At 56.2% G+C, this 11,902-nt stretch carries 9 protein-coding genes and 2 tRNA genes; 6 read left to right on the top strand and 5 right to left on the bottom strand.

Annotation, left to right across the window (positions count from 1 at the left end):
- Positions 1–253: 253 nt before the first annotated feature.
- The 3 genes from AC0QHF_RS09615 to ftsY form a co-directional block, all read right to left on the bottom strand.
- Positions 254–472 carry a hypothetical protein gene (locus AC0QHF_RS09615; protein ID WP_324703986.1) on the bottom strand — a complete coding sequence of 73 codons (219 nt, stop codon included), beginning with the start codon at positions 470–472 and terminating at the stop codon, positions 254–256.
- Positions 462–1,937 carry a PP2C family protein-serine/threonine phosphatase gene (locus AC0QHF_RS09610; RefSeq protein WP_324703985.1) on the bottom strand — a complete coding sequence of 492 codons (1,476 nt, stop codon included), beginning with the start codon at positions 1,935–1,937 and terminating at the stop codon, positions 462–464. The genes AC0QHF_RS09615 and AC0QHF_RS09610 overlap by 11 nt, the downstream gene beginning before the upstream one ends.
- A 260-nt stretch (positions 1,938–2,197) precedes the next feature.
- Positions 2,198–3,877, bottom strand: coding sequence for a signal recognition particle-docking protein FtsY (ftsY, locus tag AC0QHF_RS09605; protein WP_324703984.1), 1,680 nt, complete (start codon positions 3,875–3,877; stop codon positions 2,198–2,200).
- A gap of 723 nt (positions 3,878–4,600) precedes the next feature.
- Between ftsY and AC0QHF_RS09600 the strand changes: the two genes are divergently transcribed.
- From AC0QHF_RS09600 to AC0QHF_RS09590, 3 genes are all read left to right on the top strand, one after another.
- Positions 4,601–6,085, top strand: coding sequence for a coiled-coil domain-containing protein (locus tag AC0QHF_RS09600; RefSeq protein WP_324703983.1), 1,485 nt, complete (start codon positions 4,601–4,603; stop codon positions 6,083–6,085).
- 625 nt (positions 6,086–6,710) lie between these two features.
- Complete coding sequence (gene radC / locus AC0QHF_RS09595; protein WP_324703987.1) at positions 6,711–7,442, top strand: RadC family protein; 732 nt, start codon at positions 6,711–6,713, stop codon at positions 7,440–7,442.
- A gap of 44 nt (positions 7,443–7,486) precedes the next feature.
- A tRNA-Val gene (locus tag AC0QHF_RS09590) sits at positions 7,487–7,558 on the top strand.
- A 172-nt stretch (positions 7,559–7,730) separates the two neighbouring features.
- Here AC0QHF_RS09590 and AC0QHF_RS09585 read toward each other — a convergent pair.
- Positions 7,731–7,804 (bottom strand) — tRNA-Arg (locus AC0QHF_RS09585).
- Positions 7,805–8,101: 297 nt separating this feature from the next.
- On the opposite strand from AC0QHF_RS09585, the gene AC0QHF_RS09580 reads away from it, so the two are divergent.
- From AC0QHF_RS09580 to AC0QHF_RS09570, 3 genes are all read left to right on the top strand, one after another.
- On the top strand, positions 8,102–8,773 hold the full coding sequence (locus AC0QHF_RS09580; RefSeq protein WP_324703982.1) for an Npun_F0813 family protein: 672 nt from the start codon (positions 8,102–8,104) through the stop codon (positions 8,771–8,773).
- 139 nt (positions 8,774–8,912) lie between these two features.
- Positions 8,913–9,920 (top strand): hypothetical protein, encoded by a 1,008-nt coding sequence (locus tag AC0QHF_RS09575; protein WP_324703981.1) that lies wholly within the window; start codon positions 8,913–8,915, stop codon positions 9,918–9,920.
- A gap of 196 nt (positions 9,921–10,116) precedes the next feature.
- Positions 10,117–11,013 (top strand): helix-turn-helix domain-containing protein, encoded by an 897-nt coding sequence (locus AC0QHF_RS09570; protein ID WP_324703980.1) that lies wholly within the window; start codon positions 10,117–10,119, stop codon positions 11,011–11,013.
- A gap of 71 nt (positions 11,014–11,084) precedes the next feature.
- Here AC0QHF_RS09570 and AC0QHF_RS09565 read toward each other — a convergent pair whose 3' ends face one another.
- Entirely contained in the window at positions 11,085–11,345 is a 261-nt protein-coding gene (locus AC0QHF_RS09565) for a MoaD/ThiS family protein (RefSeq protein ID WP_324703979.1), read from the bottom strand.
- Positions 11,346–11,902 lie beyond the last annotated feature (557 nt).

Raw genomic sequence — 11,902 nt, 5'->3', positions numbered from 1 at the left:
GACTCAAGTCGCCGTTCGTTTTTCCTCCCTGCTCTAAAGAGACAGAGCTTCCAAACGTATCGGAGATTTTACGTGACTGGGGTCTAGAATGACCATTATCTGCGGCCAGATCAACAGCCCAATTGACTCCTACCAGTAGGATAATGAGAGAAACCGGATTTTGGGTTCTATTCACCGATGTGAGGCGATCGCCCCTCTCGTGCGCGATCGCGAAACGCCCCTGTGGCGACATCGCGACCCGCCATCACGAACTCTAGGGCAACAGACTTTTCGCCCACCAGCCCGCCCCTAAACCGATCAGAAACGCCCACAGTTGGCCGGTTTCGAGCAGGTGATTCCAAGTATTTTTGACATTCGTCCACAGGTCAATGGTCACTTGTTGGGCGAAGACCCATTCCGTGAGATGGTAAAAATGAAAATGAGGCGTGCCGCCCCAAGTTTCTGCCAACATCGACAGGATATCAAGTGACATGATCTTCCTCCTCACTCAAAGATGGCTGCACCTGTAGCACAACCAATGTCATGTCATCAATATTACTGTTACCCGGCCCGATAAATTGCTGTACTTCCTCAAATAAATATTCCAGGATGGTGCGGGGGTCGTCGCAGTGCTGGCAGGCCCACTGGAACGCCACTTTCAGGTTGTCTTCGTCGAAGCGATCGCCCCGCTGGTTGGCCGCGTCCGTAAAGCCGTCCGTGTAGTAAATCAGCGTATCCCCCGGTTGCAGTTGTATTTGGGCTTCGTAGTAGCGGGTGTCGGCATCCAAACCGATCAGCATCCCCAAGGTGTCCAAACGGCGGATGGTGCGGGTTTGGGCCTGCCACAGCAGGGGGGGGTGGTGGGCGGCGTTGCTGTAGGAGAGAATTCGCGTCGCCGGGTCGTACTCGGAATAAAATAGCGTCACGAACCGATTCGAGTTTTCCAAATCGGCGTACATGACCCGGTTGAGGTGTTGGAGAATTTGCGCCGGGGAGTGGCGGTTGAGGACCTCCGCCCGCAGCATTCCCCGGGTCATCGTCATGATCAACCCGGCCGGGACCCCCTTGCCCATCACGTCCCCGATCACGATGCTCCAATGTTCGTCCGCTTTGCGGGCCTCCGCCGTTGGCCCGTCGCCGTTTTGGGTGCGGAGTTGGTCGAAATTGGAGGGGATGAAGTCGTAGTAGTCGCCGCCGACCCGGTTCGCCGTCTGGCAGCGGGCCGCCAGTTCCATGCCGGGAATTTTCGGGCATTTGCGGGGGAGGAGTCGCAGTTGAATTTCGGCGCCGATTTCCAATTCCCGGTCCAGCCGCTCCTTGTCCCGTAGGGAAACCGCCAGTTCGTCGTTGGCGATCGCGACGGCGGTTTGGTCAGCCACCAGGCGGATCAACTTCTGGCGGGTGGGGGTCCAGATGTAGTTGGGGTCGTGGCTGAACACATATAGCCGGCCGCGCTCGAGGTTGTTGACCAAAATGGGCGTGCCGAAAATTTGCACGTCCGTCCCCAAATAATGACTCACCTGATAGTCCAGATTCGCCGTGTAGCGCTCGGCCAAACTCTGAGACACCCTCCCCATCCCATCGACCGGCATCGCGATCGCCTGCCGGGTCGCCGTTTCCAGGGCGCTGCGGATGTCCTGGCACTGGCGTCCGTCCTGGCAGTGCAGGCGTTGAAACCGCACCTGGCCGTTGGGTTTGAACAGCACCAGCGCCCCCCCGTCCGCGTCCGTCACCCGACTGGCGACGAGGGGGGTCAACTCCAAAAACTGGTTGAGGTTGTTGAAGCTACGCAGGGCGAAACTGAGGGAACTGAGCAACTCGTTGACGTTTTGCTGTTCCCGATGCAGTCGAGCCACCAGTTCTTTCAGGGTGGAGACGGGCGTAATGTCCGAACTCGACGAACCGGGAAGGTCGTCGCCGGGTTGATCCGAGTGTCGTGGCAGTGGCACAGCAGTCATTTTTAGGATGGATTCTCTGAAGGTTAGATCGGAACTGAACGGGTCGGCGAAGATTAGTTCTCAATTTTAGATCGCCGGCTATGAATCGAGGAGTGAGGAGTGAGAAGTTGGGAGTCCGGAATTTCTCACTTCTCGCCGATCTTTTCTCACTTCTCGGGTGATGACATTGCGAAGCTGGCTCGCCCTCGCTTCTCGGAAGCCGACGAACAGCTTTGACGGCGAATTCAACTCAATTCAGACTCTGCACCGCGACGCCAGCGTCAACCACTCAACAGCGCTTCGATAAACTCGTAGCTTGAAAAGGGGCGTAGATCCTCAATGCTTTCCCCAACACCAATAAAACGAATCGGCAGGCCGAGCTGCTGCACGACAGCCAGAGCAACACCACCTTTAGCAGTTCCGTCCAATTTTGTCAAGACCACGCCACTGAGTTGGGCGACTTCCGCAAACACTTGGGCTTGGCGCAATCCATTTTGGCCGAGGGTGGCATCGAGCACCAATAGAGACTCTACAACGGCATCCGAGGCTTTTTTGTCTATCACGCGACGGATTTTGTTGAGTTCCTCCATGAGATTCTTTTTATTTTGCAGCCGTCCGGCGGTGTCGATGATCAGCAATTCTGTGTCCCGCGATCGCGCCGCGGCCACCGCGTCGAACACCACCGCCGCCGGGTCGGTATTTTTGCCCGGATTGGCGATCACCTCCACGCCGGAGCGATCGCCCCACACTTTCACCTGTTCCACCGCCGCCGCCCGGAACGTGTCCCCCGCCGCGATCAAAGTCCGGTAGTCCGACTTCCGGGCGATGTGGGCGATCTTGCCGATGGTGGTGGTTTTTCCCGCCCCATTCACCCCCGTGATCAGCCAAATGTTGAGCTGGTCTTTCTCCGGGGCGAAGCTGGGGCTGTGGCCGTTTTGGTAGGGTTTCTCCAGCAAGTCCCGCAACACCTGTTTCAAGTAGGCGATCGCATCCTCCGGCGGCAGGGCTTCCTCCCGCAGCTTGTCCTGCAGGGCCTCGATAATCACCTCCGTCGCCTCCACTCCCACATCCGCCTGCAACAGCAGCGCCTCGATTTCCTCCACCGCTTCCTGATTCAGCGGTCCGGCGCCGACGATCGCTTTCAATTGATTCAGCAGGTTCCGGCGCGTCCGCCCCAACCCCTTCCACAATTTTTGCAGCCAGGTGATCTCCTCGACCGCCACCTCGTCGGGGCGGCGGCCCTGGTTCGCCAGCACCCCCGCCGACCACATGAACATCTCGTCAAATTCCACTGCGGCCGCCGCCGATGCCGCCGCCGGCTCCGGCTCCGGCTCCGGTTCCTCGATCGCCGTTTCCTTCAGGCGATCAATCCGGGCCTGCCGTTCCGCGAGCCCCCTGGCCCAAATCGGCGCGGACTCATCGACGGTTTCCGCCGCCGCCGGCGTCTGTTCGACTTCCGGTTGGGTTTCTTCGACTTCCGGCGCCGTTTCTACAATTTCCGGTTGGATTTCTTCGACTTCCGGCGCCGTTTCTACAATTTCCGGTTGGGTTTCTTCGACTTCCGGCGCCGTTTCTGCAACCTCGGCGACCGTTTCCGGTTGCACCGCATCGGCGGTTGGCCGCGCCATTTCTTCCGCCTCCGCCGCGGAGGCGACCGTTTCCGGCTCGATCTCCTCCGTTGGAGTCGTCACTTCGGCTTCCGATGCTTCCGGCGCCGCCTCCGTTTCCGCCTCGGCTTCCGTCTCGGGAGCTGTTTCCTTTACCTGTTGCTGCTGAATATTTTGATAGGCAGCCTTCGCCCACTGCAAGTAATCCTCCTTGGGAGCCGGGGCTGGGGGGGACTCTTCCGCTGCTGCAGGCGGTGTCTCCGCCGGAGGTTGGGCGGATGTCGGTTCGGGTTCTGTTTTCTGGGATTCGTCCGGGCGATCGCTGAACTGGCGGCGGAACCAATTAAAAACCATTGCACTCTTTACTCGACTCGATGGGATGTGAGAGGTGTCTCTATTTAAGTTAATCGAAATCCGTCCCGGATCGAAGCGATCGCGCGATCGCTGCCCCGACCCGAAATCAATTTCCCGACCTTCCCCGAGAGATCATCCACCAAGTTATCTCAAATTTTGTCGCCTTGGTGAGGTTCTGGCGCTCCTCCGAGGGTCGGTCCGTCGTTCGTGAGGGGTCCGGTGCCGGCTCCCCAAAAACCCCAGAATCCCCCTCCCTTTGGGGCGGGGAGTGTCACAAAAGTTGAGACATCGAACCCGTGCGATCGCAAAGATGAATTGCGGCCCGGGTTTCTGGTAAGATGTGAAAAGCCGGCGGGCTAGTTTCCGCCTGACATGGCAACAGTGGTGATTCTCCCCCGACAAAATGTTCGACCGAACGGAAATTTCAGTTCGCAGGACGACTGTATTTGTGAAGGAGAAAATCAAGTCAATCCGACCTGACTGCACCAGCCGCTCTCGGGCTGTCAGCGGATCTGAGTCAAAATGCGAAATCGGGGAATTTGGACGCGATTGACGGCCCGGAGATGGCCGAGCCCGATTGCCCCGACGCGACACTTCTCTGGCGATCGCAACCGGGTCAGAGCGGCGGGAGTGTCAAACTGCTGAATTTGTAGAATGGCTGAGGATGGCGTAATGTCAAGAAAGAAAAGACGGGGTGTTTCCACCTTGTATTCGGAGAGTAAAGTGAAAGTTGGGGTTTCCCTGACGCCGACGGGGGCGAAGTTGCTGACGACGACGGCGAAAGAGCTGGGACTGTCGCGATCGGAGTTTGTCGAACGGATCGCCCGAGGCGATTTTAAGATCTCCGGCGACGGTCACGCCACGACCATCACCCTCGCCACCGACGCCACCCCTGCCGATGCGGAGTCGGACGAGAGCCCACCCGCACCCCAAGTCCCGGACGCACCATCATCCTCGGAGGCGCGATCGGTCGCCGAAGGGGAGCTACAGCAGCGTTATCAAGCCCTCGAAGAACAAGCCAAACAGCAGGCGGAGACCATCCGAGATCTCGAACAACAAATCGCCCAGTTCGCCGACCTCGAAACCGGGCAGAAAAATAGCGTTGACGCGGAGGCCCACCGGCGGCTTCAGGAAGAACTCGAGCAACAGCAAAATGCGCTGGCCGACCTGGAAAAACAACTCGAAGACCGTCAGAAAAATAGCGTTGATGCCGATGCCCACCGGCGGCTTCAGGAAGAACTCAAGCAACAGCAAAATGCGGTGGCTGAACTGGAAAAACAACTCGAAGACCGGCAGAAAAATAGCGTTGATGCCGATGCCCACCGGCGGCTTCAGGAAGAATTAAAACAACAGCAAGCCGCGATCGCCGACCTGGAAAAACAACTGAAGCGCATCAAAGAGCTGGAAGATCAACTGGAAAAAACCGTCCCGGCTAAAACCTATAAAAGCTTAGAAAAAGAAAGCAAGAAGGATAAAGAAACCCTCCAAAACCTCCAAAATCAACTCGCCCGCCTGGAAGAATTGGAAGCCCAATTGCGCGATACCGTTTCGCTGGAAACCCATCGGGCGCTACAGGAAGAATTGGAACGGCACAAAGCGACGGTAGCCGAGCTCGAAGGGCAACTCAAGGCGAGTGTCGCCCTCGATGCCCATCGGGAATTGGAAAAGCAGTTGGAGTGGCACAAAGCGACGGTGGCGCAATTGCAAGCCCAGTTGGTGGCGAGCGTTTCTGCCGATACCCACCGCCAGTTGGAGCAGAAATTGGAACGGCAAAAAACGACCGTCGCCCAGTTACAAAGTCAGTGCGAAGAGGGAGAAGCCCAAATCGCGGAACTTCAGGAAAAAATCAAACAGCTTTCGGATTTGGAAGTCAGATTGGCTCACAGCGTCCCGGCCTATGAATATACCGCCCTACAGGAACAGTCGGAACAGGAGCGACAGATCCTCGCCGGCGTCCGAAAACAGTTGCTGGACTTGGCCGCGGCCGAAGACGGACTCGGAAGCGATTCTCCCATCGATCCGAAGCAATTGGGAACGGCGGACAGTCTTTTCGACTGCTGCGAGGGGGTGAAGCGGAAGTTGAACGCTCAAGTGAGTGCCATTGCCGCATTACAAAATCGAGTTCGAGAATTGCAGGGGTTGGCAATGGTAGCCGAGTCCCATTTAAACAAGTGGAGTCAGCGCACCTTTTCCAATAATTATCGCTGAGAGTTGCGAATGGTGGGGGCGAGTGGACGGCGATCGCGCTCGAATGTCTCCCAGGTATCGCGATCGTGTATCGACCAATTCGGCGGAAGCGGACGAACCCTGACTGAATGCATTGGCTCTTTGCACTTCCCCCCACCCCACACCCGGCGCCCATCGCCATGTCCTGCCACAAACTAAAAAGCCCGGTTTCTCTACCGAAACCGGGCTTTTTAGTTCCCTCACAACAAACACAGCTATTGCATCGTCGATTGTTCGGGTTTTTCAGCATAAACATAGTCAATACTGAATGTGCCTTTCGATTCTCAATCGAACAGAATTTTGGGAAAAAATCATCAAGAGCTTGTCAAGTTTTTGCCCCATTTTTTAAAAGTCAAATTGCGCGTAAAAAAGGGAACATTGTCACCCAAAAAATGACCGTGAAATTACTGAGAGATAGTCCGCCAATCGAGGCATCGGAGCGATCGCGTGACGACCCAATCCGTAATTTTACGGAGACCATTCGCTCGATGGATTTCTCCGGGTTGACGACGCCTTCGGCGGGAATCCAAAATCGGGCAAATTGGAGCGTTGCCAACGGCTGTCCTCGGGTTATATTGGATCAAAACTCCACGTCAAAGGCGATCGCATGACCTACAGCCTCAGAATTGCCGATCTTCCCAGTGCCGAGCGACCTCGCGAGCGATTGATCGCCCTCGGTTCCCAAAATCTTTCGACGGCAGAACTGATTGCCATTTTGCTCGGGACGGGTCAGGGAAAAGGAAAACTCTCGGCTGTCGGTCTGGGACAATACATCTTGAATCAACTCGGCCAGTCCCAAGCGGACCCCCTGTCGGTTCTCCGCAATATCAGCGTCCGGGAACTCACGCAAATTCACGGCATCGGGCCAGCCAAAGCGACCACCATCCTGGCGGCGATCGAATTGGGAAAGCGGGTATTTCAGTCCAAACCGCCGGAATTGGCGGCGATCGAAAGTCCCCAAGCCGCCGCCGACGCCCTCAGCCACGATTTGATGTGGCAGACCCAAGAGCGATTTGCGATCCTGCTGATGGACGTTAAAAATCGGTTGCTCGGAACCCAAGTGCTCACCATCGGGACGGCCACAGAAACCCTGGCCCATCCCCGGGATATTTTCCGAGAAGTGCTCAAACAGAACGCCACCCGCCTGATTATCGCCCACAACCACCCGTCGGGAAATGTGGAGCCAAGCCCGGAGGATATCGAGTTGACCCGCCAACTCCTGCAAGGCGCCCAATTTTTATCCCTGCCGATCTTAGATCACCTGATTTTGGGGAACGGCACCTTCGAGAGTTTGCGCCAGACCACCACCTTGTGGGACGAATACCCCCAGGGTACCTAAATGACTTGCCAACCGCTGCGGTTTGTGTTACTTTAAATAGTTACGGGCGATTAGCACAGGGGTAGCGCGCTTCCTTCACACGGAAGAGGTCATTGGTTCAAATCCAATATCGCCCATTTCCCCCGTCAGCAGGGTTCCAGCCATTCTGGGGTGGAGACCCGGTAACAGTGTACTCAGTGTATGTACCTTGAGTATACCAGGTAGCGGCAACCTAGGTTATTTTGTCCCCCCGGGATTATCCCCCAGGTAGACAGCCAGAAGTCTTGTAGAATAAGGGTTTAGTATCAACGGGTGTGGTAGGACTCGAACCTACGACTGACGGCTTAGAAGGCCGCTACTCTATCCAACTGAGTTACACACCCAATGCGATCGCGTGTCATGTCAGTCCCACGGCGAGCGCATCTATTATAGTACCCAAGACGACTCCGATAGTGCAAGCGGGAAAAATGTCTCCGGGGGGACGGCGATCGCGGGTCAGGCCCAACCGGGAAAACGCCCCCAATCCCCGAGTCTTCCGGCGTTCGGAAATGCCGTCCGGGCCTCGTCGGCGCGATCAGTGGCAGGAGGCTCAAACCGGGCAATGGGCTCAAGAGTCGGTGCATAGTGTTATGTTTATTCTGAAAGACCTGCAACGCTCTCAAGAGTAGGTGCATAGTGTTATGTTTATTCTGAAACGGCAGGATGTTGAGATCACGACGGTCCAGCATCCCAATCGGGAGCAGCAGATTCCCATCCTCAATTATCAAGGGCAAACATTCCGCCTGATGAAGGTCTTCAACGTCAACCAAAACCCTGAAGCCCTGGCCTATTGGCGGGACTTGACCGATAATCGGGGTAAGGCCTGCGTGCTGCTGGAGGAACCCGAGCGGTACAGTGTTTGGGGCAAAGTTCGCCTCGAACAACTCGCCCGCGAAGGGGGTGGCGGTGGCGATGCCAAAATACCGGCTCTGGTTCAAGCTTCTCTTCTGATCCTGCAAGCCGTGTACTTTGATGTCGAGGATCTGTTGGGAGCCCGGCAAGCCGGTGCATTTGAAAAGGATCTGGTCAAGGTCTTTCAAGATTCCCAATTCCCCTCGTCCGACAGTTTGGATGCCGTCAAGACATTGTTGACGAAAGATCCCCTCGACAGCCTGCAAATTCCGCCTTGGAAGGAAGATCACCTGAAAACTCTTCTCGAAGAACTCTACCGCCTCGGCAAGGGATATTTTGGCAACACCAGCTTTGCCGAAGGGTTAGAGGAGGTTTTAGAAGATCTGCCCGACGAAGATCGGGAGTTCTTTATCAGTTGGCTCGGCCAATCTCCGGTGGGAAAATTGTGGGCGATAGGTTAAGTAATGTTAGAATGTTGACCTTTTGGGACGCAAATATGGGACGCTGGAATTCGGACGGACGTTCGAGCCGGCACAGTCTTGAGAAGTGGGGGCATTCGACTCGGGTCTTCTGATGTAGATTTCTTGTTATTTTATTGCTATGAGCAGCACTTCACGCGAAAAATCATCGTTTCTATCATCTGTCCTATCCGCTCAAAACCTGGTCATCGTCGGTATCGGCTGGGCGGTGATGGCGCTGTTGTTCTTCCTGCTGTTCAGCATCACCCCGTCGGGGGATCTGCCCCTGTGGTACTCCATCGGCACTTATATTTTTGAACTCGGCGCCTTTTTATTCGCGGCCCTGGTGTGCTACCGCAACTGGCAGAGTCCCCAAATGGTGAGCGGACGCAACGTCTGGCTCGGCATCGGCCTGGGGACCTTCTTCTATTTTCTGGGGGGGGTGCTCTTCGGACTCTGGGAGTTGGTCTGGGCGCTCGACCCGGCCGTATCCTTTGCGGACGTGTTTTACATTCTCAGCTATATTATGTTGGGCTGGGGGATGATCACCGCCGTGACCTCCAAACGCCTGAACCTGGAAATTTGGCAGTGGGCGACCTTGGCGGGGGTGGCGATCGCGGGCATTTCCCTGGCGACCTGGGTGGCCGACCCGACCTTGTTCGGACTGTTGGGGCCTTCGGAAGTGCCCCCGGCCCTAGAACAGGTAGTCGCCGACCCAGCGACGGCGGCATCCGCACTCCAGACGGGTGAGGCGGCCGCAGAGGAAGAGGCGGAGGAAACCACCGCCCCCGACTGGGTGGTTCAGATCGACGCTCAACTCGAACCCCTTGCGTTCTGGGTCAATCTGTTTTACATCTATGGTGACGTGGTGTTGCTGATTTTGGCAACGGCCCTGATTCTCGCCTTCTGGGGCGGACGGTTTTCCCAGTCGTGGCGGATGATCGCCTTCGCGATTTTCTCGCTCTACATCGCGGACACCTATTTCAAGTGGGCTGATTCTCGCGCCCAGAGCGACTACGAAAGTGGCGGCTTGCTGGAAGTCTTTTTCGTGTTCACGGGTATTTTGTTCGCGATCGGTGCCATTCTAGAATATGACATCTCCACCCGTTCCCGTCAGAGCAGACGTGGCAGACGCACCGCCAGAGGTTAGAGCCGCAGCCCGGGGGCGATTCCCACGAGGGGAGTCGAAAGTTGACTCCCCGGAGATCTCGGCGTCGGCATTGGAGGCAGTGAAAAAGTGAGGAGAATTGTGTGTGAACGGGGGGCGATCGCCGACTCTGACCCATCCGAGATCTCTGAAGCGATCGAGTCCAATACCGGTGAATCTCAAACCGAAATCAAATCGAATGACATCCTCAAAACTTTCTGAGTCAGAAAAACAGGAAATCGTCAGGCTTTATCAAGATGTGCCGGAGGAAACGACGATCACCTTGGCCGAACGGTTCGGGGTGAGCAGTTCCACGGTGAGGCGCATCCTGCAAAGTGCTGTCCCCAAAGATATTTACGACGTTCTGACCCACCAAAAACAACGGCTGCACCGAACCCTCAAAAAATCGGGGCAAAAGGAGAGTCCGAATCTGTTCTCCGCGACGACTCCGAAGCCGGCCGCGGCTGCCGAAATGTCAGATGACGAGGCGTCGGAATCGGATGCGGCGGGGGTAAAGCGACGGCGGCGGCGGTCGTCGGCGACCGATTCCGACGCCGTTGAAGACGGGGAGCAGTTGAACCTCCTCGAATCCCCGCCCCAAGCTTCCGTCGGGCGGAACAGTTTTGCAGACCGCAACGGCGAGATCGACGGCGAGGTCGCCGAGGAGTTCTTTCCCCCAGAGGACTTTGGGGATTTTGACGACCATGAGGACTACGGCGAAGGCTCGGCGGACGAAGGAGACGAGGAGGATTTGTTCGATCGCCCCCTGTCCCGCGACTCCGGCAGCCTCGTCAAAATTTTGCCGCTCACCGAGGCGTCCCTGCCGAAAATCTGTTACCTGGTCATCGACCGCGCCTCGGAGTTGATCGTCAAACCCCTGAAAGCCTTCGGCGAGTTGGGACACATCCCCTCGGACGAAATTCAGGAAAAAACGTTGCCCGTGTTTGAAAATCACCGCGTCGCCAGCCGCTTTTCGGCGCGAAACCAGCGGGTGTTCAAGGTTCCCGACGGCCGGTTGCTGCAAAAGACGGCACCCTACTTGCAGGCCAAGGGCATTACCCGCCTGCTGATTGACGGCCAGGTTTATCGGTTCTGAGGGAGTGGGGAATAGGGAATAGGGAATAGGGAATAGGGGTACAGAGACTTCCTCTACTCCCCACTTCCCAATTAACCCCCGCTGACGGGGGGAATCAAAACGACTTCATCGCCATCTTCGAGGGGGGTTTCCGGTTCGGCGAACTCCAAGTTGATGCCGAACCGGGTCAAGGGACGCCAGGATTCGAGGTGGGGATGGTCGGAAATGGCGCGCGCGAGGAGATGGGAAACGGGGGTTTTGCGGGGGAGTTCCAGTTTCAGTTCCGGAGTCCCGTAGGCTTCTTGAAAGGCGGCGTACAATTTGACGGTGACGGTGATGGAGGGGTCGGACATGGCTGATTTGAATGGGACGACCGATAACAAGTTTGAAAATAGTGTACTGCGTTCTCCCGGGGATGAGGAACCCGTCCGACGAAAAAAGGGGCGTCGGGGTCATCTGCCAAGCAGACCGATCCGGCGAGTGGTGGCGTGGGGAAAGGGCGATCGCATCTCGTCACTTTCCGAGACCATTCGTTCTCGACGTTATCAAACCCGGATGATATAGTTGAGTTGAATATTTAGGGCGATCGTCGCCATTTCCTCCGTGGGAGCCATTTCCAAGTTATTAGCAGTCGTCAACCGGTCGGGACATCTTTGTGTCGGCGAGAAATCCGCCCTATCTCGCTCGACCGTCCGACCGCAAAATTGGATTTGTTGTTTTCCAGTTCTTTGATGGGAGATTGGGTCGGTTCTCGCGGGTTTACCTAATATTGGTGTTCAAATGATGAAACCATCGATTGAAAAGCGAACGGCGACTTCAGTCGCCAGTAAAATAAGTTGTCATTTTCTATTCTTTAATGTTAGAATTATCATGGAGGTGATAAGGATGTATGGATGTCAGCAAGAATTAA

It is taken from the genome of Lyngbya sp. CCY1209 (genome assembly GCF_055795065.1).
The sequence above is the reverse complement of the archived record's forward strand: the minus strand, read 5'-3'. Positions and strand labels throughout refer to the sequence as shown.

Coding starts and splice junctions, on each gene's coding strand:
- AC0QHF_RS09580 (WP_324703982.1), top strand. CDS start 8,102: ATGTTTATTCTGAAACGGCAGGATGTTGAGATCACGACGGTCCAGCAT.
- ftsY (WP_324703984.1), bottom strand. CDS start 3,877: ATGGTTTTTAATTGGTTCCGCCGCCAGTTCAGCGATCGCCCGGACGAA.
- AC0QHF_RS09610 (WP_324703985.1), bottom strand. CDS start 1,937: ATGACTGCTGTGCCACTGCCACGACACTCGGATCAACCCGGCGACGAC.
- radC (WP_324703987.1), top strand. CDS start 6,711: ATGACCTACAGCCTCAGAATTGCCGATCTTCCCAGTGCCGAGCGACCT.
- AC0QHF_RS09565 (WP_324703979.1), bottom strand. CDS start 11,345: ATGTCCGACCCCTCCATCACCGTCACCGTCAAATTGTACGCCGCCTTT.
- AC0QHF_RS09615 (WP_324703986.1), bottom strand. CDS start 472: ATGTCACTTGATATCCTGTCGATGTTGGCAGAAACTTGGGGCGGCACG.
- AC0QHF_RS09575 (WP_324703981.1), top strand. CDS start 8,913: ATGAGCAGCACTTCACGCGAAAAATCATCGTTTCTATCATCTGTCCTA.
- AC0QHF_RS09570 (WP_324703980.1), top strand. CDS start 10,117: ATGACATCCTCAAAACTTTCTGAGTCAGAAAAACAGGAAATCGTCAGG.